Here is a 22,347-nt window from a genome sequence, read left to right as displayed (position 1 = left end):
CATGACGGACCTGGGGGCATCGCCTGGCGGGGGCACGGACGCCGGGGACCAGGGGACACTGGAGCGCCTGCTCTCAGTGGTGGGTGTGGGAGCCGTGGAGTTGCACACGGCCCCGGAGGGCTTGCGGACGCCGGTCACCGGCGTCCATGTGCTGGACGCCCTGGAACCGGTCATCAGACCTCGGGAGTTACTGCTCGCGGTCGGCGTCGACCCGGCGTCTGCCCACGCGGTCGATGTGGTGCGCCGGGCCGGTGAGGACGGTGCGGCGGGTGTGGTGTTCGGCCCGGGCCGGCCCGATCCCGGCGCTCGGGCGTTGCAGGCGGCCGCGGAGGAAGCCGGCACGGCGGTGCTCTTCCGCACCGCATGGTGCACCTGGGCACAGCTCGTCGGGGTGCTCAGGGCCGGGCTGGCCGCGGCGGGCGCTCCCCCGATGCCCGCCACCAGCGGTGTACCCCTGGGCGATCTGGACTCGTTGGCCGATGCGGTGGCCGCCCTGGTCGGGGGTTCGGTGACGATCGAGGACACGGAGTCGCGGGTGCTGGCGTACTCGTCGACCGAGGAGAACGTGGACGAGATGCGCCGGCTGACCATCCTCGGCCGCCGGGTGCCGCCCTGGCGGGTGGCGGCCATGCGGGAGGCGGGGTTCTTCCAGGCCCTGTGGGGTGCGGGCGACGTGCTCCACCGGCCCGCCCACGGACAGAACCCGGAGCGCCTGGTCGGCGCGGTCCGGGCGGGCGGAGAGGCGCTCGGGTCCATCTGGGTGGCGGCGGTGGCCGGCCGCCCGCTGTCGCCGAACGCCGCGCAGACGCTGCGGGCGGCGGCCCGGACCGCCGCCGCCCATCTGCTCCATCACCGCACCCACAGTTCGGACGGCCGGCTGGTGGAGGATGCGGCCCGGGCGCTGCTGGAGGAGCGCGGATCCGTCGCTGTGCTCGCCGAACGCGCCTCGCTGCCGCCCCGGGAGCCCTGTGCCGTCCTCGCGGTGGGCGTCGGGTCCGGCCGCCCCTCGGACGAGGGCCCGTCCGGGCTGCCCGCTCTGCTGGCCCTGCACTGCGCGGCGTTGGGCCACCGAGTCGTGGTGGTCCCGGCGGGCGGCGGGGCCCTGGTGCTGCTGAGCGGGCTGCGACGCGACCCCGAGCGGGCCGACGGCCAGGTCGGACGGCTCGGGAACGCACTGGCCGATCAGTTGTCGGCGACGATCGGCTCGACGGTGAGGGTGGGGCTCGGCGACGTGGTTCCGGGCCTCGCCGGGGCGTCCGCCTCCCGCCGGTCGGCCGAGCAGGCCCTGCAGGCGCTCATCGCGGCCGACGGGCCGCACACTGTCGCGCGGAGCGCGGACGTCGCCGACACCGTGGGCATTCTCCAGGTCGTCGAGGCCCTGCGCGGGTTGGCGCTGCCCGCGGGGACCTCCGTGGCCCGGCTGAGGGACTTCGACGCCGATCACAGCGGCAGCTGCCTGGTGGAGACCCTGCGCGCCTACCTCGACCACTTCGGCGACGTGTCCGCCGCCTCGCGCGCGCTGGGCGTGCACTCCAACAGTCTGCGCTACCGGCTGCGCCGGATCAGGCAGGTGTCGGGACTGGACCTGGAGAGTCCCGACGCCCGCCTGCTCGCCCAATTGCAGTTGCGGCTGGGCGGGGATACCTGAGGCGCACCGGCATCACCGACGGCAGCGGGGCGCGACCGCGCCCGTGCCGGCCGTTCGGTCCGGGCCACCATCGATGGGCCTGGCTGTTGTCGTATCGCACAACGCCTGTGCCCTGCGGAGGGGTTGTTGCGTCCGAAGGCCGTCGGTGCGGCCCGCGTCTTTGACGACTCGACGAAGACGCGGCGCCGGGGCGGACCGCAGCCTGGTGTTCCACCCGGGGTGGTCCCGGGCGGCGTGTACGACACCGGAAGGCTCACCATGACCGGACTGACCCCCGCCGCCGAGCGGCGCGAACGGATCCTGCGGGAAGCGGTGCGGCAGGGACTGCTGGACGCCGAGCGGTCCCAGCTGGCCGCCTTCGTCGACCTCGACGGCGTCGCCGCGACGGTCGAGTCGCTGCACCGCGCCTTTCCCTCCTCGCCGCCCGTGCTGCACGCCTTCGCCGCGAAGGCGAACTGCCTGGTGCCGGTGCTGGCGGAGCTGCGGCGGCTGGGCATGGGCTGCGAGGTGGCCACCGTGGGTGAGCTGGCCCGAGCGCTGGCAGCCGGGTTCGCACCGGACAAGATCGTCTTCGACTCCCCCGCCAAGACGGAGGGCGAACTGCGGCGCGCCCTCGACCTCGGTGTGACCGTCAACGCGGACAACCACCAGGAACTGGCGAGGATCGACCGGGCGCTGGGCGGCCGTGTCCCGGTCTCGCGGATCGGGGTACGTGTCAACTCCCAGCTCGGCGGCGGCAGCATCGCCGCGATGAGCACGGCGACGAGCACCTCGAAGTTCGGCGTCCCCCTGGCCGACCCGGGAAGCCGGCAGCGGTTGCTGCGCGCCTACCACGACCACCCGTGGCTGACCTGGGTGCACACCCACGCCGGTTCGCAGGGCTGCCCGCTCGACCTCATGGCCGGCGGGGTCGGACAGGCCGTGGCGTTCGCCGAGGAGGTCAACGCCTCGCTCGGACGGCGCCAGGTCGTCGGCATCGACATCGGCGGCGGGCTCCCCGTCAACTTCGCCGACGACGAGATCACACCGACCTTCGACACGTACGTCCGGCAACTGCGCGCCCACGCTCCCGCCCTGTTCTCCGGCGGGTACGAGATCGTCACCGAGTTCGGGCGGTCCGTCCTCGCCAAGAACGGGTTCATCGCCGCGTACGTCGAGTACACGAAGAACATGGGCGGCCGGCCGATCGCGGTCACCCACGCCGGTGTGCAGGTGGCCACCCGGACGGTGTTCAACCCCGACGCCTGGCCGCTGCGGATCGAGGCGCACGACGCGAGCGGCGGGGCCAAGCGGGGCGGACCGGTCCGCCAGGACATCGCGGGACCGGCCTGCTTCGCCGGGGACCTGCTGGCGCGCGACCGCGCTCTGCCCCTCCTGGAACCCGGTGACATCGTCGCCGTCCCGGACACCGGCGCCTACTACTTCTCGACGCCGTTCCACTACAACAGCCTGCCCGAGCCCGCCGTGTACGGGGTCCGCACGGGCGGTGGCGGCGGCGTCCGCTTCGAGCTCATGCGTCCCGCGCAGGACCCGTGGGACGTACCCGTGCTCGAGCCCGCCGCCGGAGTGGGGTAGGGAGCACTCGGGTGGCACAGGCCAACCGTCGGCGCACCGGCCGGGACGGGCCGCTCCTCACCCAGCGCGCCGCCATCGTGTTCCTGCTCGCGGCCCTGGTCGGCATCGGCGCCACCGTCCTGTCGGCACTGGCCGGCAACACCTGGCCCGTCGCGGTGAGCGTGGGCGGCGGGGTGACGGCACCGGCCGTACTGTTCTTCCACCAGATCATCGACTAGCCGGGCGGGTTCCGGGGGCGCCGCTCCGGAACCCGTCCGTGTCCGTGCCTACGGCATCCTGTCGCCGAGCAGCGCCAGGTTCTCGATGGCGGCGAGGCCGTACAGCGCGGTGTCGTTGGTGGACACCCAGGTCGCCTCGCTGCCCGGCACCAGGGCGGCCGGACCGGTCACCTTCTCCGTCCGCCAGGGCGCCGACTCCTTGTATCCGTCGGAGTTGTAGAACTTCTCCCAGGCCCGCTCGGCGAGCTTCTCGTCCCCGGTCTTGACGGCCGCGTACGCGTCCAGGCGCGAGTGGCCCTGGAACAGCAGCAGACTGCCGAAGTCGGATCCGTAGCGGGTCTTCTGCTCGGCCTTGGTGGCGTTGAAGAACCGGCAGTAGTCGAAGTACGCCTCGTTGAACTTCGGCATGTCGACGAGGTCGATGAGCTCGGCGCACAGCTCGTTGAGGCCGAAGACGGCCGACAGGTGGGAGACGCTCACCGCGGGCTTGTCCGCGATGGCGAACCTGCCGGTGTCCAGGTCGTAGAGCCCGGTGCCCTGGACGAAGCCGTTGGGCTGGGCGGCGATGGTCTCCATCGTGGACAGCACGCGGGCCTTGGCCTTCTCCCACTTCGGGCCCTTGCGCTCCCACTCCGTCAGCCAGGCCGACACCAGGCCGCTCCAGTCCGTGCCGAAACCGATCGACAGGGCGTGCCGGTCGGGCGTGTAGGGCTCGGTGCGGATCTTGCGGATGGGGTCGAGGACGAGGAACGTCTCGTCGGAGTCGACGTTGGCGTGCATGAGGTCGCCGACCCGTTCGTCCGCCGTGAGGAAGTAGTAGTAGCGCCGGTAGGTGGTGTTGGCGATGCGCTGCTGCTTGGCGCTGTCGGCGAAGTGCTGCACGCCGTGCCGGGTGCCCAGGCCCGCCCACTTGCCCAGGTGGTAGACGTCGACCTCGCCGGTGTGCCGGGTCATCGCCTCGGCGAAGCGGAAGATGTCGGCGCGGCCGGAGCGCAGGTAGGCGAACCAGAGCCACAGGTCCGGCGACAGTTCGGAGTTGTCCCAGGCGTAGCCGCCGACGTCGTACCGCCACTGGTGCCGGACGGTGTCGTAGGTGTGCATGATGTCGCCGTAGTCCCAGAAGCCGTACCAGCGGCGCTGCTCCACCTGGTCCTTGTAGTAGGTGAAGAGGAAGTCGAGGTGGTCCTCGATCTTCGCCTTGGCCGGGGTGGAGCGGTCGGGCTCGGAGTACAGACCCGGCCCGAAGGCCTTGGCCCTGATGAGCTGCCTGGGCGGGGCGGCCAGCTGCGGCAGCACACGGACGGCCTCGACCTGCTCGGCCAGCCGGCCGGGGCCCGGGGTCGACTCGTTGGCCCAGAAGAGGAGTTCGGAGGTGCGGGCGATGCCGTAGGGGGTGCCGAACTCCGGCTCGTAGTCCTCGTAGGTGATGTTGAGGCCTTCGAGCTGCTCGGGGTAGGTGTCCTGGCCCATGCCGTCGTGGTAGAAGCGCAGGTCCATGGGCTGCGCCTCGGGCGACCAGAGCCACAAGGTCACCTCGGCCTCGTCGGTGTGGGCGTCCCGGATGTCGAGCTGGGCGGGGAACTTCTCCCAGAAGTCGCGCAGCCCGAAGGAGAACCCGCCGCTCGACCCGCCCACGTAGCCGAAGCCGGACGCGCGCCGGCCACCGCCCGCGCCGACCCAACCGTGCCCCTTCTTGGTGCGCTTGCGCAGCGTGAAGCCGTCGGCGGACAGCTGCGAGAGGGTGTAGTCACCCCACTCGGGGATGTACTGCAGGCGGGTCGTGACCCGCTGGTCCCAGGTGGCGGGGTCGGGCAGCTTCCTGCCTTCGAACTGGGCCGACTGCACGGCCGCGCCCGGGTCCCGGCGCAGTCCGGTGATGCCCTTGACGGCCTCGCGCAGCAGTCCGGTGCCGTCGCCGCCGATGCGGATGTGGCGGTCGTAACCCTCGTCCCGCATCGGCACCGTGAAGCGGACTCCGAGGCCGCGGATGAAGTCACCACTGGCCTTGCCGGGCTCCTGCGTGCCGTCGTAGGTGATGGTGTGCACCATGCGGAAGGAGTCGGCGCCGGCGTAGAAGTAGAGCCTGATCGAGAAGGGCAGCCAGCTGCGGCCGCCCTTGCGGTGCTTGCCGTCGATGCGGACGACCGCGCGGACCGGTCCCGCCTGCTCGACCTCGGCCTTGGAAATCACGCCGTCGAAGCGCTCGGTCCTGACCGCGCCCTGGTCCTCGTCCTCGATCTCGGGCTGGCGGATCAGCACGAGCCGGCCGTTCTTCGCGATCTCGGTGGAACCGCGGGTGACGGACTTGACGAGGGTGGAGCCGGATGTGCCGATCCTCGCGGTGATGACGCCGGTCGAGATGCCGATGGTGCCGCCGCGCTTCTCGACGGTGACCTTCTTCTCGGGGGCGGCGGGCGTCCCGGCGGCGAGGGTGAGCTTGCCGTCACCCGAGGCGACCGCGTGGGCGGTCCACTTCAGTGACCCGTCGGGCCAGTAGGCGATCGGCCAGGACTGCACGGGTACGGCCTTGCCGCCGGCGTCCGTCAGCGCGAAGGTCTGGTCCTTCCGGTACGCGCCCTTCGGCCAGGGCACACCGACGGTGGAACCGGGGGCGGCGCCGAGACCGCCGTCCTCCAGCCAGTCCAGGGTCACCGGGTCCGCGCCGGCCGGTTCGGCTCCGGGCGCGGCCTGGGCGTCCCGGGCTCCCAGCGCCCAGCTGAACCGGGCGGCGGCTCCGGTGACGGCGGCTGCCTTGAGGAGGGACCTGCGGGGGATGGGAGACATGGCGATGATGCCTTTCCTTGTCCGTGCGGGAAGCGGTTCCGTAGGCATGACAGAGAGAGGTGCGGCGCCCGGGCCGACCTGGAAGGGGGGCCGTTCAGCGGTGCCGGTACCGCTCCTCCACAGCGATGGCCGCCGCCGTCACAGCCCCGAGGACGGCCACCGCCAGCGGCGCGGCGAACCAGGCGGACACGGCCACCACGGCCAGCCCGCCGACGATCAGGAAGGACCCGGCCGGGTCGAGCACCGTGCGGCGCCCGGCACGTGCGAGGAGCGTCCGCCAGAGTGCGTCCGGCTCCCAGACCGCCGCCGCCCGCAGCCCTGCCACGACGAGCCCGATGAGCGCGACGACGCCGACAGCTCCGACGAGCGGCCCGCCGGGGATCCCCGCCCGGGCCGCCTGCACGTCCACCCAGACCGCGGCCACGGCCGCCCACCCGGCGAGTCCGGCGAGCCACCCGCCGCGCAGGGCCGTGCGGAAGTCGGCGGCGAACTCCCGCCAGCCACCGCCCTCGTGGGCGGTACGGCGCCGCAGATGCCGCGCCCCGGCGGCGAACGCGGCGGGGTAGGTGACCACTCCCAGAGAGGCCACCGCGATCCACACACCCGTCAGCAGACACTCGGCGAACACCGCGAACCTCTCGGCGGACACCGACTCGCCACGTGCCTTCACCCGTGTCCCGGCCATGCCGCCTCAGCCCTTCAGACCCGACGTGGCCATGCCGTCGATCAGATAGCGCTGGAAGGCGAGGAAGAAGGCGAGCACCGGCAGCAGCGCGACCAGCGACATGGCGATCATGCCGCCGTAGTTGGCCAGTCCTTCCTGGTCGACGAACATCTTCAGGCCGAGCGAGACCGTGTACTTGTCGGGCTCGTTGAGGTAGATCAACGGGCCCATGAAGTCGTTCCAGGAGTTGATGAAGGTGAAGATCGCACTGGTGATCAGGGCCGGCCGGGCCAGCGGCAGCACGATCGACCAGTAGATCCGCAGGTGTCCGCAGCCGTCGAGGCGGGCCGCCTCGTCCAGTTCCTTCGGCATGTTGCGCATGAACTGCACCATCAGAAAGACGAAGAACGCCTCGGTGGCCAGGTACTTCCCGAGCAGGAGCGGCGTGTAGGTGTTGATCAGCTCCAGGTTGCGGAACAGCACGTACTGCGGGATCAGCAGCACGTGGTAGGGCAGCAGGAGCGTGCCGATCATCAGGGTGAACAGCAGATTGCGGCCCGCGAACCGGATCCTCGCGAAGGCGTAGGCCGTCAGCGAGCAGGACACCAGGATGCCGACGACCGAACCGACGGCGAGAAAGAGGGAGTTGAAGAAGAACGTGGAGATCGGGATGTCGGCGATGCCGTCGGCGAGGCTCGTGTAGTTGGCGATGACCGGGTCGCCCGGGAAGAGGTCCAGGCTGCCGACGACGTCCTCGCTCTTCTTGAAGGACCCGCCGACGACCCAGATCACCGGGTAGAGGATCACCGCGAGGATCAGCAGGGACCCGATGTGCCAGGCGAGGGACCCGGGCAGCTTGTGCCGGAGCGTCCCGGCGGACTTGATCTCGGTGGCCGATGGGGGTGCCCCCTGATCGAGCGGAGTCGAGAGATTGGGGGAACTCATCGGGCGCCCTCCTCGTAGTGCACCCAGCGCTTCTGGGACCAGAACAGCACCGCCGTCACCAGGGCGACCGCGATCAGCAGGAGCCAGGCCATCGCTGAGGCCAGGCCCATGCGGCTGTTCTCGAAGCCCTGGACGTAGAGGTAGCAGGTGTAGACCATCGACCCGTCGGCCGGACCGCAGGCGTTGCCTCCGGCGCCGCCGCCGACGATGTACGCCGAGCTGAAGATCTGGAAGGAGTGGATCGTCTCCAGCAGCACGTTGAAGAAGAGGACCGGGGAGATCATCGGCAGCGTGATGTTCCAGAACCGCCTCAGCTTGCCCGCCCCGTCGACCTCGGCCGCCTCGTACAGCTCGCGCGGGACCTGCTTGAGTCCGGCCAGGAAGATGACCATCGGGGCGCCGAACTGCCAGACCGTGAGCGCCACCAGGCTGTAGATGATCAGGTCCGGATCGCCGGTCCAGCCGCCGGCGTCGATACCGAAGATCTTCTGGGTACGGTCCACGATCGCGTCGTCCGAGAAGATCGCCTTCCACACGATCGCGACGGACACGCTCGCACCGATGAGCGACGGCGCGTAGAAGGCGGCCCGGTAGAAGGCCTGCCCGCGCCGGCTCTGGGCGAGCAGCAGGGCCACGCCGAGGGCGGCGATCAGCTTGAGCGGTGTGCCGACGGCGACGTACCAGAGCGTCACCTGCACCGAGTGGCGCCAGCGCGGATCACCGAACATCTCGGAGAAGTTGCCGAGACCGATCCACCTGGGGGCGTCGAAGAGGTTGTAGTCGGTGAAGGCGTAGTAGAGCGAGGCGATCATCGGGCCCGCGGTGAGCAGCAGGAACCCGGCGATCCACGGGGACATGAAGAGATAGCCGGCCAGGTTCTCCCGGCGCCGCCGCCGCTTGAGGGCGGCGGGGCGTTCGGGCTTCACCGGACCGTGCCGCGGCTCGGAGTCCCGGGACAGGCCCTCCATCGCAGGGGCGTGTGTCACGGTGGTTCCCATCAGGTGCCGAGAGCCGTCTTCGACTCGGTGAAGAACTGTTTGACGGCCTCGTCCACCGAGCGCTTGCCCAGGCCGAGTTCCTCGCCGATGCGCAGGAAGGCGGCCTCGCAGACGTCCGCGCCGTTCGGGTGCGGAGTGATGGGCTCCAGGACGCCCGCCTTCACGAGGGACTCCTCGTAGGCGGCGATCGCCTTGTTGACCTCGTCGGTCGGCTGGTACGCGTCGTACTGCGCCTGCGTCGCGGGCACGCCGCGGTCGTAGCCCATGATCTTGGCGACCTCGGGGTCGTGCACCATGAAGTCGATGAACCGGGCGACCTCCTTGGGGTGCTGGGTGCGCTTGGAGGCGCTCAGCATGAGGGAGCCGAGGTACTGGCCGGTCTTCTTGCCGTCCGTGGTCGGGATGGGGGCCAGGCCGTACTCGCTCTTGCCCTCGGAGGTGTAGCGGACGGTGAAGTTGTCCCAGGTGAACTCACCGCCGGAGATCTCCCCCGCGACCGCCGACTTGGGCTTGATCTGGGCGACCTTCTTCTGGTTGGCGTAGCTGCCGTCCTCGACGCCCTGCTCTGCCTTCGTCCACCAGTCCGTCAGATCCGCCTCGGTGAAGCCGAGCGCGTCCTCGGTGAAGAACGCCTTGCCGTTCTGGCGCAGGTAGAGGTCGTAGAGGTACATGACGTTGTACGGGCCGGTGTCCCCGGCACGCCCCGTCTTCTGGCGGATCTTCTTCATGGCCGCGTGGTAGTCGTCCCAGGTCCAGCCCTGCTCCGGTTTCACGCCGGCCCGCGCGTAGACGGGCTTGTCGATGACCAGGGCCATGGAGTTCGAACCGACCGGAACGCCGAGGAGTTTGCCGTCGACCTCGCCGAACTTCTCGAGGCCCGCGCGGAATCCATCCATCCGGAGGTTGCCAGCCTTCGCCTGCTCGCTGAGATCGAGCAGCACGTTCTTCGCGTCGTATTTCCGGAGGAAGCCGATGGCATTCTGGAAGACGTCCGGCGGATTCCCGCCGGAGGCCTGGGTGTTGAACTTCTTCCAGAAGTCGGGATAAGGCTGGAAGTCCGTTTTCACCTTGATCTTCGGGTACTTCTTCTCGAAGAGGGCGATCGTCTTGTTGATTCGCTCGGCCCGGTCCTCCGCACCCCACCACGCGTAACGGATCGTCACCGTCCCGTCCGCGGAGGCCCCTCCGTCGCCGCCGCAGCCGGTCGTCGCGGCCAGCCCCAGCGTGGCTGCCGTGGCTCCGGCCGCCTTCAGGATCGTACGTCTCTCAACATTCCTGCCGTTCACCACGGTTGGACCTCCCCGCATGTCGTCCCGCTCGCATGAATCGTTTCAAGTAAGCGCTTGCTGGCACAAGGTACGGAGGGGCTGAGAGTGCGTCAATGATTCGGACAAGAATTTCTTACCGGGGAGGTGGGTGATGGAGAGGTCCGTGCGGGTGGGGCCGGCGACCGGCTCGGGCGACATCGCTGGTGACGACGGTGCGACCGGAACGCCGGACGCAGCGGGGCATGCGGAGCCGCTGACGGGTGCGACCGAAAAGCGACGGTGGTCCTGCGGAGGGAGGGCGCGGGAACGGGGGCCCTTTCCGGCCAGGCCGCTCCTTGGGTCGTGGTCTGCGGCGCCCCCGGAGTGACGGCGACCGAGCCGGCTGCCCCGACTCGGGACGGCAGAGGGGCCGAGGGTGACGGCGCGCATGGACCGACGCCCAGGGCGCAACCGCTCCCCGTGGCTTGACGTCAAGCCGCCCCATGGAGGATGCGGCTGCCCTGAGCTCGCGTGGGCTCGACGTCGCCGGAACCCCTGGAGACGCGGACGGCATCCGCTCCGGCGGATCGGCGGGGGCGACCTTCCGGCCACGCCGCCGGACGGCGCAGACCGCCGCGGGCAAGCCCTCCCTCGGCCATCACGCACCCCCCGGCCACCGGCTTCCCGGCCGGCGGCCCGAGGAGACTCCCGCCGGTACGACGACGGCAGCCCACCTGCGTCATCGCAGATGGGCTGCCGGTCCGGGTGGGCGATACTGGGTTCGAACCAGTGACCTCTTCGGTGTGAACGAAGCGCTCTCCCACTGAGCTAATCGCCCGGGCGCAGGAAGAACATTACCCCATGTCAGCGGGTGCCTGTGACGCTCACTGGTCCTTGATCTTCCACGGCATGACGATGCCGAACTTCCACAGGTAGACACCGACCAGGACGCCCACGATCACCAGCCCGATCGACGTCAGGATGATGTTGCGCCGCCGCACCCTCGGGTCGAGGGCCCGCTGGGCCGCCTCGGTGACCTTCCGCTTGGTCCAGCGGAGCACCAGCTGGGCCCAGACGAACTCCGTCGCCCAGATCGCCATGCCACCGAAGATCACGACCCAGCCCGGCCCAGGAAGCGGCAGCATGATGATGCCGGCCACGACGACCGCGAGGCCGATGATGAAGACACCGACCTGCCAGCTCACGTGCAGCGCCCGGCGCGCCTTGACGAATTCCGGCGCCCGCGAGCCGAGTCCCCGGTCCTGCTCGCCGTGCACCTCGCCCGGCCCCGTCCCGTCCGATGCCACGGCCACCTCGCCCGGCTCGTTACTCCCCGTATTCATACGGCGAAACACTACCCGAGCGAAACCAGTCACCGGAATGGACGCACGACGCGAACGACCTCTCGGCCGGAAGAGTTACGTAAAGGCACGCAAAACACTCAGAGGGGTTTACAACGGCACCGTAGGTGGCATGTCGATTTCGCCGACGTGCGAATCCCCGAGCGCACACTGAGCGAAAGGCCCTGGCGCTTATGAACACCACGGTCAGCTGCGAGCTGCACCTGCGCCTCGTTGTGTCGAGCGAGTCCTCCCTGCCTGTCCCCGCAGGCCTGCGGTACGACACGGCCGACCCCTACGCCGTGCACGCCACCTTCCACACCGGAGCCGAGGAGACCGTCGAGTGGGTGTTCGCCCGCGACCTCCTCGCCGAGGGACTTCACCGCCCTACGGGCACCGGCGACGTCCGCGTCTGGCCGTCGCGCAGTCACGGCCAGGGCGTCGTGTGCATCGCCCTGAGCTCGCCGGAGGGCGAGGCCCTGCTGGAGGCCCCGGCACGGGCCCTGGAGTCCTTCCTGAAGCGGACCGACGCCGCCGTGCCGCCCGGCACGGAACACCGGCACTTCGACCTCGACCAGGAGCTCTCGCACATCCTGGCGGAAAGCTAGGGCGAGGCCCCCACGAAGCCGCCCGGCGCCGTCCACTCGGGGAGACGGCTCGGGCCAGGACAACCCCCTACGGGATGACACCGGCGCCGATACCGCTGCTCACGCGGTACGGCGCCGGTTCACGTGCGCGCCCCTCCCCCACCCGTCCGCACCCACCGGCGGCCGCTCGGGAACCCCCGTGGGCCCCGCGGCGTTGTATTCGAAGCCATGTGCGGGCATCCGGAGGGTCCGGCGGCGGCACAACCATTACCATCGGCCAGCATCGGCGGGCGCCCGCCCGACCCTCAGGCCAGGGAGCGAATCGTGCTGATCACCCACGACACCCGGTGCGCCCTCGACACCGTGGTCGATCTGGTGAACACCGCACCGGAGGACGACACGACGACGGACGGGCTGCCGGACGTGGCGGCCCTCACAAACTTCGTGCGGAACCACGAGATCAGCGATGTCGGGGTGCTCTCGGAGTTCGACCTGTCCGCGGTGCGCAAGATCCGCGCACGCTTCGCCGCCGTCTTCGCCGCCCCCGACGCCCGGGCCGCCGCAGGGCAGATCAACGACCTGGTCGCTGCCGCCGGCACCACACCCCGGCTCACGGACCACGACGGCTACGACTGGCATGTGCACTACTTCGCCCCCGGCGCCTCCGTCGCCGATCACCTGGCCGCCGACTGCGGGATGGCGCTGGCGTTCTTCGTGGTCGCCGGAGAGCAGGAGCGGCTGCGGCGCTGCGAGGCGCCCGACTGCCGGCGCGCCTTCGTCGACCTGTCCCGCAACCGCTCACGGCGCTACTGCGACAGCCGCACCTGCGGAAACCGCCTGCACGTGGCCGCGTATCGCGCGCGTCGCAAGGAAGCGGCGGGCTGACGGCAGTCGCGGCGGCGCGGAGCGCGGAGCTCGTCGCTTGCGGCCGGCCCATGCCGAGGGTGTCGATGCCGGCGCGGCCCCCGGCGGGTGGCGCCGGGCACCGCGGGTCAGGCTCACAGCAACAGCAGATCGTGCAACGAGGCCATGAGCAGCAGGCTCCCGATCACCGCCAGGAAGATCATCAGCGGTGGCTGGGAGAGGGCGAAGAGACAACCGCGCGGCTCGTCCTGCCGGGGACGTGGCTCGTCCGGAGGGAGAAAGGGCTCGTCCCGCGGCGGACCTGGCTCGTCCTGCGGCGGTGCGGGGTCGCTCTGTTTCGTCGTGTCCAGCATCTCGCGGCGATGATGACGCAGTCGCCCGGCCGAACGCGATCAGCGCGCTCGTTCCGTGCGGGAGTGCGCCGATTCCGCGAGGTCCGGTTCGGGTTGTGATCACTTCCGCGCGTCAGCGGACTCAGTGTGACGATTCCGTCACGGAAGGTCGGCGGCCGTCATATGCCGTGCTTCTTGAGGATGGCCTCGATGTCGCTGAAGTCGTCCTCGCCGCGTGACGCCGGCGCGGGCCGGTTCGCCGGGCGGGAGCTCCGACCCAGGGAGGGTGCCGGGGCGGGGGCCACCGCGTCGGGCCGCTCGGCCGCGCGGGCCGCGGCCTTGCGCTCCTTGCGGGTGCCGCCGCGGCGGCGCTCCACGGCTCGGGTGGTCATGAAGAGCACCCAGGCGAGGCCGAGCACCCCGAAACCGGCCCAGGCCGTCGGGCTGAACGCGGTGTCGGCCAGCCACTCGACGATCCCCGTCATCACCAGGCCGATCGGGACGAGGGAGTAGGCCGTGATGCGCACCGCGGTGAGGTAGCGCTTGCGGTACGCCGTGACGACCGCGATGCCCAGGCCTGCCGCGGACACGGCGGAGCAGACGGTCTCGGCAATCATCCGGTCCTCCAGGCGTGACGGTGCGGTCGGAACACGTTCGTCCCTTCCATCCTGCACCCGCCGCACCCCGACGGGCCATGCCCGGGGCCCGAGATCGGGGACATCTCCGGGTCGCCTCCTCCGCAGGTGCCGATGCGGGCTGCGCTCCCGGTCGTACCTGCTGGAAGACTGTCGGTATGAGCGACTTCCCCTCCGACCGTTCCGCCACCCCCGTTCTCGATGTCTGGTGCGACCTCCAGTGCCCGGACTGCCGTACCGCGCTCGACGATCTCCATGCCCTGCGCGCCCGCTACGGCGACCGTCTGGAGCTGCGGCTGCGGCACTTCCCGCTGGAGAAGAACAAGCACGCCTTCGCCGCGGCCCAGGCAGCGGAGGAGGCGTATGAGCAGGGCCGGGGATGGCCGTACGCGGAGGCCCTGCTGGGGCGGGTCGAGGAGCTGGCCCGCGAGGGGGAACCCGTACTGGTCGAGCTGGCCCGCGAACTGGGCCTGGACGCCGAGGAGTTCGACACCGCGCTGGTCGACGGCCGGCACATCCTGATCGTGGACGCCGACCAGGCCGAGGGCAAGGCGATCGGCGTGACCGGCACCCCGACGTACTTCATCGGCGGTGAACGGCTCGACGGCGGCAAGAGCCAGGAGGGGCTGCGCGAGCGGATCGAGGAGATCGCCGACCGGCTGCTGGCCGGGCGGGAGCACTGACTCCCCCGCCCCACTCCGGGCTCCGGCGCCGTCAGAGCAACGGTTTGTACATGGCGTACTGCTCGGTCTCGTAGCCGAGTGACGCGTACAGCCGCTCGGCAGGGGTGTTGCCGGCGAAGACGTTGAGACCGAGGGTCCGCCTGCCTTCCGCGATCGTCTGCGCCTCGGCCAGCAGCATGAGGGTGCGGCCGTGGCCCTTTCCGCGGTGGGCGGCGTCGGTCTCCACGTCGAAGACGAACGCGCTGTCCGCGCGCACCGCCAGCCACAGCGTGCCCACCGGTGTCCCCAGGTGCTCGACGACGCTGATCAGCATGCCAGGGGTGGCCAGGCCCTCGGGCAGCAGAGTGGCGTGGTCGCGCTCCGACTTGGCCCGGGCCTCGGCCTCCGGGACGCCCCGCTCGATCCAGCTGTGTGCGTAGTCCTCCTTGCCCTTCTCCAGCCAGGGGCCGAACTCCGCTTCGGTCATGGGCCGGGCGCGGCTGCCCTCGGGCAGCGCCGGCGGGGTGTCGCCGAGCTGCTTCTCCATGCCACGGTTGCGGACGACGTAGCCGAGCGCCGTGGCGAGCCGCAGGCCCGCCTCGGACGTGGCGGGCACCGACACCTCGATGCGGCGGCACCCCCAGCCGCGCGCCACCTCCTCCGCGGCGAGAGCGGCGACCGTGCCCCGGCCCCGCCTGCGGTCCGGTTCATCGATGTGGAGCTTGGTGATCCGGGCCACCGCCCGGCCGAACACGGGATGCGTGCCGAGGTGTATCGCCCCCACGGGACGGCTGTTCACGCACACCTGGTAGCGGCGTGAGCGCGTCCCGTCGGCGTCCTCCTGAAGCGGCTCGGTCGGCCGCAGGGTCGTGGTCATCAGGGGTGTTCTACCCGCAACCCCGGCCCCGTTCAGCCGAATTTCCGGGTGCTGTCAGGGGTCCAGGTCGTTCGCGGCCCGCTCCTGGAAGATCCGCATGGCCTTGGCGGTCACCGGGCCGGGCGCCTCGGGCAGCTCACGGCCGTCGACGCGGTGCACCGCCTGCACGTCCCGCAGTGTGGATGTCAGGAAGACCTCCTCGGCCCGCTCCAGGACGTCAAGCGGCAGGTCGGTCTCCCTCGCGCCGGTCCATTCGACCGCCAGCGCGCGGGTGATACCGGCGAGGCAGCCCGAGGCGACCGGCGGGGTGTGGATCTCGCCGTCGAGGACGACGAAGACGTTCGACCCGGTGCCCTCGCACAGCTGTCCCACCGTGTTGGCGAACAGGGCCTCGGAGGCGCCCTGTTCACGGGCCCGGGCCAGAGCGACGACATTCTCGGCGTACGAGGTGGTCTTCAGGCCGGTCAGCGCGCCGCGTTCGTTGCGGGTCCAGGGCACGGTGATCACGGCGGTGGAGTCGGGGCGGCGGGTCGTCTCGCCGACGGCGACGACGAGGGTCGGGCCGTGGCCGCCGCGGTCGGAGCCTAGGGGGCCGTGACCGCCGGTGTAGGTGATGCGGAGACGGCCGAGCGGGACGGGGTTGGCGTCGAGGACCGCGGCGCAGGCACGGCGCACCTCGTCGTGGTCCGGGTCCGGCAGTCCGAGGCCGCGCGCGGAGCGGGTCAGCCGGTCGAGGTGCCGCGTGAGGGCGAACGGCCGGCCGTGCACGGCCTTCACCGTCTCGAAGATGCCGTCGCCCACGGTCAGGCCGTGGTCGAGGACGGATACGCGGGCGGACTCGATGTCCTGCAGTGCGCCGTCGAGCCAGATCTTCACGTCAGGTCCTCCCGCAGGTCCTCTCCGCTCACCTCGTACGCTCCCGACGCTATCGCGAGCAGCCGGGACGCCTTCAGCTCGGTCTCCCGCCACTCCCCCTCGGGATCGGAGCCCCAGGTGATGCCGGCGCCCGTGCCGAAGCGCAGCACGCCCTCGGCGCGGTCGATCCAGAAGGTGCGGATGCCGACGGCCAGCTCTCCGGTCCCCCGGTCGGCGTCGACCCATCCGATCCCGCCGCAGTACGGTCCCCTGGGCGCCGTCTCCAGCGCGTCGATGATCCGCAGCGCGCTGGACTTGGGAGCGCCGGTGACCGAGCCGGGCGGGAAGGCGGCGCCGATCAGCTCGGCCCAGCCGGCCCCGTGCGCCAGCTCACCGCGGACCGTCGAGACGAGGTGGACCAGCCCCGGGTGCTTCTCCACGGCGCACAGGTCGGGCACCGTGACACTGCCCGTGGCGCACACCCGCCCGATGTCGTTGCGGACGAGGTCCACGATCATCACGTTCTCGGCGTAGTCCTTCTCCAGCAGGTCCGCCTCCGTCCTTCCGGTGCCCTTGATCGGCCCGGACTCGACGACCCGGCCGTCGCGCCGCAGGAACAGTTCGGGCGAGGCCGTGGCGATCTCCACGCCGTGCCCGGGCAGGCGAATCGTTCCCGCATACGGCGCCGGGTTGCCCTGGGCGAGCAGCGCCGTGAGGGCGTCCACGTCGGCGCCGGGCGGGACGGGCGCCGACAGCACCCGGCACAGGTTCGCCTGGTAGACCTCGCCGGACGCGATGTGGTCGCGGATCCGCCGCACGGCGGCTGTGTACGCGGCGCGGTCGAGCGAGGACGTCCAGTCACCGGCCGCGGGCCCGTGCCATCCGCCGGGGACGGGGGCGGGCACGTCGGCGGTCCGGACCTGCGCGAAGCGGGCGCAGGTCAGCCGGCCCTCGAAGTCGGCGCAGACGGCCCAGAAGCCGCTGGACTCCAGGGCTTCGGGGTCGTCGGTGACGTCGAGGAGCCCGGTGGCGACACGGTCGCCGAAGCGGGCGAGGGGAGGGAGGTCGAGCACGCAGTCGAGTCTATGGCGGGTGTCTCGCGGGGGGCCGGGGGATGTCCCGTCGGACGGCCCTGTGACGCCTGCGAACAGGGGAAGCGCAGCACGCTGCACAAACGCGTTTTTGTACTGGCCCCGGTATCCGCTAGAGTTCAACACGTCGCCGGGCCGCGAGAGCGGATCGGAAAGACAGGCGAACGTAGCTCAGTTGGTAGAGCGCAACCTTGCCAAGGTTGAGGTCGCGAGTTCGAACCTCGTCGTTCGCTCGAAAGAGCAAGGGGATCTTCCCGAACCCCTACACTCCTGGTGGAGTGGCCGAGAGGCGAGGCAACGGCCTGCAAAGCCGTCTACACGGGTTCAAATCCCGTCTCCACCTCCAAGGACGATTAGCTCAGCGGGAGAGCGCTTCCCTGACACGGAAGAGGTCACTGGTTCAATCCCAGTATCGTCCACTGGATCCCTCACGATCCCACCCGCGCGATTAGCTCAGCGGGAGAGCGCTTCCCTGACACGGAAGAGGTCACTGGTTCAATCCCAGTATCGCGCACGCAGTGCCCATGAACGGATGCGTTCCGTATGCATGGCCCCGAGGACGATTAGCTCAGCGGGAGAGCGCTTCCCTGACACGGAAGAGGTCACTGGTTCAATCCCAGTATCGTCCACATCACACAAGAGCCCCCGGCCGTTCGCGGCCGGGGGCTCCGTGCGTTTCGCGTCGTCGTGCCGCGAGGCGTGTCAGGACGAGAACAGCATGTGACCGAAGCTCTTGCTGCGGTGATGGCCGTGATGACCATGATGGCCATGGCTGCCGTGCGGTGCGCCCCAGGCGGGAGCCGGTGGGACGGGGTAGCCCTGCGGGCCGGGCGGGGGCGGCGGGGCGGGCTGGGACCACTGGGCCTCCAGGCGGGTCAGCGACTCCAGCTCGCCGTAGTCGAGGAAGATCCCGCGGCAGCCGCTGCACTGCTCGATCTGGACACCGTTGCGGTTGTACGTGTGCATCGGCGCACGGCACTTCGGACACTGCATGGTCGTTCAACTCCTCGCCGGTCGGTCCTGCTTCACATCTCGCCAGGACAGACTCTGTCCCGTTGCAGTCGGTTGCACCCTACTTCGCATACTCCTGCGCCAACTGTGCCGGGACGGTAGCCATTCGGTCACAGGCGTCCACGACCGACTGCTCCACCTCGTCCAGCGCGCGCCCGGCCGCCACCGCCTTGGCCACGGCCCGGGCCGCGGTCTGTGCGGTGAGAGCGCGGGCGGCGACGTCGAGAGCGGGCCAGGGGTCGCCCTCGGCGGGGACGGCGGGGCCGCCGGCGTCGCGGTAGGCGGCGAGGAACCGGGTCCAGTCCTCGGGCGGGAGCAGGCCGCAGGCGTACCAGGCGGCGGGGCGGGCCAGGTCCCAGGCGGGGACACCGGTGCCGAGGTCGTCCACGTCTATCAGCAGCCAGGGGCCGTCGGGGGCGGGGCTGCGTACGAGTTGGCCGAGGTGGAGGTCGCCGTGGCAGAGGGTGCCGGTGTGCGGCATCGGGGCCTCGGCCCGCGCCCAGGGCGGGAGGGTGGCCCAGGCGCGCAGGACGGGGGTGGCCGCGGGGTGCGGTCCGGCCTCGCGGAGCCGGGCCACGGCCCGGGCCGCCTTGACGGGACCGCGCATGAGGGGCAGGCCCGGCGGGGCCGGAGTGCGGTGGAGGCGGGCGAGGAGAGTGGCGGCGGCTTCCCAGGGGGCGGCGTCCGGGTCGTCGGGATCCACCGGGGCGCCGTACGGCCAGAACGTCACGAGGCGTCCGTGCAGGGCGAGCGGGGTGGGGTCGAGTGGGGGCAGGAGGATGGCGGGGAGCCGGGTCGCCAGGGCGAGGCGGCCGGCGAGTTCGGCCGGGTCGCTGTCCGGCGGGTGCGCCTTCGCGACGGTGTCCGCGTGGCGTACGACGACGCCGTCGGGGCGGTCCGCGAGCGTGGCCGCGCCGCAGGGACAGGCCGACGACCGCTCGTGTGCGGCGACTCGGGTCCTGGCGGCGAGCGCGCGCAGGAAGGGGGCGGGGGCGGAGTTCACCGGCTGAGCGTACGTGCAGGCCGGGGCCCGGCCGCAGGGAAAGCGCCGGTCATGGATGCCCGGCACCGGAGGCACAAAGCAATGCCGGCGCAGCTCCCCAGCTGCGCCGGCATCTGTGCCGTCCGCCGCACCCCCGTCCCCACGGGGTTTCATGGGTGTGATGTCCCCGCCCGGACCGCTCTTCCGGGCCTGGGGTCGCCGCTCAGCGCCCCAGCATCTCTCCCACGGACGACGCCTGTGTGGCCACTGTCTCCCACCCGTCGAAGACGAGGAGGAGCAGGACCGCCAGGGGAAGGGCCATCAGCGTCGCCACCAGCGGGTGGCGGCGGCCCTGGCGGCGGGGGCGGAACGCGGCGGCGTACGCCTTGCGTCCCTCCTCGCGGAGCAGTGTCCGCGGTGCCGTCTGGGCCATGGTCCCTCTTCTGACCGTTCTCGGTTGTGGTGGGCAGCGGCGGGCGTCTGACCTCGGGGGACGAGTGCTGCCACCCGCCGCTTGACCTCAAATCTAGGCGTCCGGACCCTCCCCGGCGTCATGCCCTCGTACCGATTGCCGGGCCTCCCCGAGGATGAGCCGCCACCTGCGATGTACTCCCCTGGGTGGAGACGGGGACGCCGGTCTCAGGGTCTTCCCCGACGGGACGCCGGGATCATCCCTCTTTGTCCGAGCTCTCCTCGCGCGGAACGGGTTGTTCCACCAGGGCCAGCACCCGATTCGCCATGAAGCGGGCGGTACGGACGACCGTACCGCTTCGGGTGACTTCGCTCACTTCCACCACACCTCGGCGCACCGCCGTCTCCACCCTGCGGCCCGCTCTGCTCGCCACGACCTCGTAGGTGCGCGTCGTGTCCCCCGCGTCCACGACTATCTCCACACGATCACCCTTCACAGGACCAATCCCCCTTCTGCGACGGGTGGTTGGGATCACTTCGCACGCGAAGTCCGCCTCTGCGCGCCCTCCCTGACCACCCTTCAAGTCTCCCACCCACCACTGACAATCCATCACTCCGAGAGGGCGCGGCCTCTGCGCGCGGACGGCCGCGGAAACGTAAGCTGTGGCTCGTCACAGGACCGGGCAGCGGGGATGAACATGGCGATGATGCGCCTGAGGCGCGAGGACCCGCGCGTCGTCGGCTCGTTCAAGCTTCACAGACGGCTCGGCGCGGGCGGGATGGGCGTGGTCTACCTGGGCTCCGACAAGAAGGGGCAGCGGGTCGCGCTCAAGGTCATCCGGCCTGATCTGGCGGAGGACCAGGAGTTCCGCTCCCGGTTCGCCCGTGAGGTCTCGGCAGCCCGGCGGATCCGCGGCGGCTGCACGGCCCGGCTGGTGGCAGCCGACCTCGACGCGGACCGCCCCTGGTTCGCCACGCAGTACGTACCCGGCCCCTCACTGCACGACAAGGTGGCGGCCGAGGGGCCGCTCGGCGCGGCCGATGTCGCTGCCGTGGGTGCCGCCCTCTCGGAGGGTCTGGTCGCGGTGCACGAGGCCGGGGTGGTGCACCGGGACCTGAAGCCGTCCAACATCCTGCTGTCCCCGAAGGGGCCGCGGATCATCGACTTCGGCATCGCCTGGGCCACCGGCGCCTCGACGCTCACCCATGTCGGCACTGCGGTCGGCTCGCCCGGCTTCCTCGCGCCGGAGCAGGTGCGCGGGGCCGCCGTCACGCCGGCCACGGACGTGTTCTCCCTCGGTGCCACGCTCGCGTACTCCTCCATGGGCGACTCGCCCTTCGGGCACGGCAGTTCCGAGGTGATGCTGTACCGCGTGGTGCACGAGGAGCCGCAGCTGCACGGTGTGCCCGACGCGCTGGCTCCGCTCGTCCGGGCTTGTCTGGCGAAGGATCCCGAGGAGCGGCCCAGCACGCTCCAACTGTCGCTGCGGCTCAAGGAGATCGCGGCCCGGGAGTCGCAGGACCTGACCGGCGTCCGGCCGCCCGCGCCGCGCGGTGCGGACAGCGACCGGCCCGTCGACACCTACCCCGAGCGGGTCCGGCGCCCGCAGGCGCAGCAGGGATCCGGGGCGCAGCGTGGACGGGGCACTCCCCCGCCCCGGGGCTCCGCTCCCTCCCGGGACGGCCATGCCTCTCCGGACGGAACGGCCTCGCAGAGCGGGACGGGCGCGCGGGGCGGAGCTCGGGCGACGGGGGGCGGAGCCCGGGCGACGGGGGGCGGAAACCGGGCGACGGGGGGCGGAAGCCGCGGCAGGGCCCCGGTGCGCGGGCCCGGCGCCTCGCGTGGTGGTGCCCCGTCACGGTCGGGAGCGCGCCCGACACCCACCGGGCGCGAGGGGATCCGGTCGGGCAGCGGCGGGCGCCCCGCTCCGCACAGCGGCGCCGGACGTCCGGCGTCCAGGAACACCGGCACCAGACTGCGGCCCGCCAATCCGCGGCTGCTGCGGCAGCGGCTGTTCGTGTTCGTGGTGGTGACGCTGCTGGTGGCCGTCGGTATCGCCCTCGTGCAGGGCTGCCAGGGGCCGGCCCGCGGACTCGGCGGCGACGGGGGCGGCGTGCGGCACGAGCACGTTCAGCAGGAGGACCCCCCGCGCAGTTTCGCGCCGTAGGGGCCCGGTCGCGCGACCCCGGCCGTGGAACGACGCCCGGCCCGAGCGGGGTGTCACAGCCGCGGCAGGATCCGTTCGAAGAACTCGCGGTCGCCGTCGAAGACCGGGTCCAGGGCGAGGAATTCCCCGGGGGTGACCCAGCGGGTCTCGGCGACCTCGCGCGGGTCGGGGATCACCTCGCCGGTGTCGGCCCGGGCGGTCCACCAGTGGAGACGGAAGCGGCGGTCGTCGGTCTCCGACTCCCAGACCTTGGCCTCCGGTACGACGGTGAGGCCGACCTCCTCGTGGACCTCCCGGACGACCGCCTGCTCCTGGGTCTCGCCCGCTTCGACCTTGCCGCTGAGGGGCTGCCAGTAGCCGGGACGTGCGACGGCCGGGCCGCGCCGGATCGCGAGGAGGCGCTCGCCGCGCAGCAGCACGGCGACGATCGCCTCGCGTCGCTCCACGCCTGGC

Annotated in this window: 23 protein-coding genes and 6 tRNA genes; 12 read left to right on the top strand and 17 right to left on the bottom strand. The window is 71.3% G+C overall.

Annotated features, from left to right (window positions below; all coding sequences use genetic code 11):
* Position 1 precedes the first annotated feature (1 nt).
* The 3 genes from ADK65_RS03390 (at position 2) to ADK65_RS03380 (ending at position 3,441) form a co-directional block, all read left to right on the top strand.
* A complete protein-coding gene (locus tag ADK65_RS03390) occupies positions 2–1,648 on the top strand; it encodes a helix-turn-helix domain-containing protein (RefSeq protein WP_159038710.1) in 1,647 nt (548 codons plus the stop codon).
* Between the two features lie 258 nt (positions 1,649–1,906).
* On the top strand, positions 1,907–3,223 hold the full coding sequence (locus ADK65_RS03385) for a diaminopimelate decarboxylase (protein WP_053668395.1): 1,317 nt from the start codon (positions 1,907–1,909) through the stop codon (positions 3,221–3,223).
* Between the two features lie 11 nt (positions 3,224–3,234).
* Positions 3,235–3,441, top strand: a complete 207-nt coding sequence (locus ADK65_RS03380) for a hypothetical protein (RefSeq protein ID WP_053668272.1) — start codon at positions 3,235–3,237, stop codon at positions 3,439–3,441.
* Positions 3,442–3,489: 48 nt separating this feature from the next.
* Here the strand turns inward: ADK65_RS03380 and ADK65_RS03375 are convergent, their stop codons facing one another.
* From ADK65_RS03375 to ADK65_RS03345, 7 genes are all read right to left on the bottom strand, one after another.
* Positions 3,490–6,225 (bottom strand): hypothetical protein, encoded by a 2,736-nt coding sequence (locus tag ADK65_RS03375; RefSeq protein ID WP_053668271.1) that lies wholly within the window; start codon positions 6,223–6,225, stop codon positions 3,490–3,492.
* Between the two features lie 94 nt (positions 6,226–6,319).
* A complete protein-coding gene (locus ADK65_RS03370) occupies positions 6,320–6,910 on the bottom strand; it encodes a hypothetical protein (protein ID WP_053668270.1) in 591 nt (196 codons plus the stop codon).
* Between the two features lie 6 nt (positions 6,911–6,916).
* A complete protein-coding gene (locus ADK65_RS03365; RefSeq protein ID WP_053668269.1) occupies positions 6,917–7,834 on the bottom strand; it encodes a carbohydrate ABC transporter permease in 918 nt (305 codons plus the stop codon).
* Positions 7,831–8,832, bottom strand: coding sequence for a carbohydrate ABC transporter permease (locus ADK65_RS03360; protein WP_053668268.1), 1,002 nt, complete (start codon positions 8,830–8,832; stop codon positions 7,831–7,833). Before ADK65_RS03360 ends, ADK65_RS03365 begins: the two co-directional genes overlap by 4 nt.
* Positions 8,832–10,139 (bottom strand): ABC transporter substrate-binding protein, encoded by a 1,308-nt coding sequence (locus ADK65_RS03355; protein ID WP_053668267.1) that lies wholly within the window; start codon positions 10,137–10,139, stop codon positions 8,832–8,834. Before ADK65_RS03355 ends, ADK65_RS03360 begins: the two co-directional genes overlap by 1 nt.
* A gap of 706 nt (positions 10,140–10,845) precedes the next feature.
* Positions 10,846–10,917, bottom strand: a tRNA-Val gene (locus ADK65_RS03350).
* 46 nt (positions 10,918–10,963) lie between these two features.
* A complete protein-coding gene (locus ADK65_RS03345) occupies positions 10,964–11,422 on the bottom strand; it encodes a TIGR02611 family protein (protein WP_053668266.1) in 459 nt (152 codons plus the stop codon).
* A gap of 191 nt (positions 11,423–11,613) precedes the next feature.
* Between ADK65_RS03345 and ADK65_RS03340 the strand changes: the two genes are divergently transcribed.
* Both ADK65_RS03340 and ADK65_RS03335 read left to right on the top strand, forming a co-directional pair.
* Complete coding sequence (locus ADK65_RS03340; protein ID WP_004002642.1) at positions 11,614–12,027, top strand: SsgA family sporulation/cell division regulator; 414 nt, start codon at positions 11,614–11,616, stop codon at positions 12,025–12,027.
* Positions 12,028–12,330: 303 nt separating this feature from the next.
* Positions 12,331–12,891, top strand: coding sequence for a CGNR zinc finger domain-containing protein (locus ADK65_RS03335; RefSeq protein ID WP_053668265.1), 561 nt, complete (start codon positions 12,331–12,333; stop codon positions 12,889–12,891).
* A gap of 113 nt (positions 12,892–13,004) precedes the next feature.
* On the opposite strand, the gene ADK65_RS03330 is transcribed toward ADK65_RS03335, so the two are convergent.
* Together ADK65_RS03330 and ADK65_RS03325 are read right to left on the bottom strand one after the other, a co-directional pair.
* Complete coding sequence (locus tag ADK65_RS03330) at positions 13,005–13,223, bottom strand: hypothetical protein (RefSeq protein WP_078955791.1); 219 nt, start codon at positions 13,221–13,223, stop codon at positions 13,005–13,007.
* Positions 13,224–13,381: 158 nt separating this feature from the next.
* Positions 13,382–13,819 (bottom strand): hypothetical protein, encoded by a 438-nt coding sequence (locus ADK65_RS03325; protein WP_053668263.1) that lies wholly within the window; start codon positions 13,817–13,819, stop codon positions 13,382–13,384.
* Positions 13,820–13,995: 176 nt separating this feature from the next.
* Between ADK65_RS03325 and ADK65_RS03320 the strand changes: the two genes are divergently transcribed.
* A complete protein-coding gene (locus tag ADK65_RS03320) occupies positions 13,996–14,520 on the top strand; it encodes a DsbA family protein (RefSeq protein ID WP_053668262.1) in 525 nt (174 codons plus the stop codon).
* 31 nt (positions 14,521–14,551) lie between these two features.
* Here ADK65_RS03320 and ADK65_RS03315 read toward each other — a convergent pair whose 3' ends face one another.
* The 3 genes from ADK65_RS03315 to ADK65_RS03305 are packed head-to-tail and all read right to left on the bottom strand — an operon-like array spanning position 14,552 to position 17,304.
* Positions 14,552–15,376: a GNAT family N-acetyltransferase gene (locus ADK65_RS03315; protein WP_053668261.1), complete on the bottom strand. Its 825-nt coding sequence runs from the start codon at positions 15,374–15,376 to the stop codon at positions 14,552–14,554.
* Positions 15,377–15,430: 54 nt separating this feature from the next.
* Positions 15,431–16,252: an aminotransferase class IV gene (locus tag ADK65_RS03310; RefSeq protein ID WP_053668260.1), complete on the bottom strand. Its 822-nt coding sequence runs from the start codon at positions 16,250–16,252 to the stop codon at positions 15,431–15,433.
* Positions 16,249–17,304, bottom strand: coding sequence for a chorismate-binding protein (locus ADK65_RS03305; protein WP_053668259.1), 1,056 nt, complete (start codon positions 17,302–17,304; stop codon positions 16,249–16,251). Before ADK65_RS03305 ends, ADK65_RS03310 begins: the two co-directional genes overlap by 4 nt.
* 178 nt (positions 17,305–17,482) lie before the next feature.
* On the opposite strand from ADK65_RS03305, the gene ADK65_RS03300 reads away from it, so the two are divergent.
* The 5 genes from ADK65_RS03300 to ADK65_RS03280 all read left to right on the top strand — a co-directional run bounded on the left by ADK65_RS03300 (position 17,483) and on the right by ADK65_RS03280 (position 17,951).
* A tRNA-Gly gene (locus ADK65_RS03300) sits at positions 17,483–17,555 on the top strand.
* A gap of 39 nt (positions 17,556–17,594) precedes the next feature.
* Positions 17,595–17,668: transfer RNA gene (locus ADK65_RS03295), tRNA-Cys, on the top strand.
* Position 17,669: 1 nt separating this feature from the next.
* Positions 17,670–17,741, top strand: a tRNA-Val gene (locus ADK65_RS03290).
* A gap of 23 nt (positions 17,742–17,764) precedes the next feature.
* Positions 17,765–17,836 (top strand) — tRNA-Val (locus ADK65_RS03285).
* A 43-nt stretch (positions 17,837–17,879) separates the two neighbouring features.
* Positions 17,880–17,951: transfer RNA gene (locus tag ADK65_RS03280), tRNA-Val, on the top strand.
* 73 nt (positions 17,952–18,024) lie between these two features.
* Here the strand turns inward: ADK65_RS03280 and ADK65_RS03275 are convergent.
* From ADK65_RS03275 to ADK65_RS03260, 4 genes are all read right to left on the bottom strand, one after another.
* Positions 18,025–18,315, bottom strand: a complete 291-nt coding sequence (locus ADK65_RS03275; protein ID WP_053668258.1) for a zf-TFIIB domain-containing protein — start codon at positions 18,313–18,315, stop codon at positions 18,025–18,027.
* A gap of 79 nt (positions 18,316–18,394) precedes the next feature.
* Complete coding sequence (locus ADK65_RS03270; protein WP_053668394.1) at positions 18,395–19,336, bottom strand: phosphotransferase family protein; 942 nt, start codon at positions 19,334–19,336, stop codon at positions 18,395–18,397.
* A 202-nt stretch (positions 19,337–19,538) separates the two neighbouring features.
* A complete protein-coding gene (locus ADK65_RS03265) occupies positions 19,539–19,748 on the bottom strand; it encodes a hypothetical protein (protein ID WP_053668257.1) in 210 nt (69 codons plus the stop codon).
* 235 nt (positions 19,749–19,983) lie between these two features.
* A complete protein-coding gene (locus ADK65_RS03260; protein ID WP_053668256.1) occupies positions 19,984–20,223 on the bottom strand; it encodes a hypothetical protein in 240 nt (79 codons plus the stop codon).
* 195 nt (positions 20,224–20,418) lie between these two features.
* Here ADK65_RS03260 and ADK65_RS03255 point away from each other — a divergent pair, with 195 nt between their 5' ends.
* On the top strand, positions 20,419–21,894 hold the full coding sequence (locus ADK65_RS03255; RefSeq protein WP_053668255.1) for a serine/threonine-protein kinase: 1,476 nt from the start codon (positions 20,419–20,421) through the stop codon (positions 21,892–21,894).
* Positions 21,895–21,947: 53 nt separating this feature from the next.
* On the opposite strand, the gene ADK65_RS03250 is transcribed toward ADK65_RS03255, so the two are convergent.
* Positions 21,948–22,340: an NUDIX domain-containing protein gene (locus ADK65_RS03250; RefSeq protein ID WP_053668254.1), complete on the bottom strand. Its 393-nt coding sequence runs from the start codon at positions 22,338–22,340 to the stop codon at positions 21,948–21,950.
* Between the last annotated feature and the right edge of the window lie 7 nt (positions 22,341–22,347).

The sequence above is a fragment of the Streptomyces sp. NRRL B-1140 genome, assembly GCF_001280065.1.
Lineage (GTDB): Bacteria > Actinomycetota > Actinomycetes > Streptomycetales > Streptomycetaceae > Streptomyces.
Note: the sequence above shows the minus strand (reverse complement) of the source record. Positions and strands in the feature narration are given on the sequence as shown.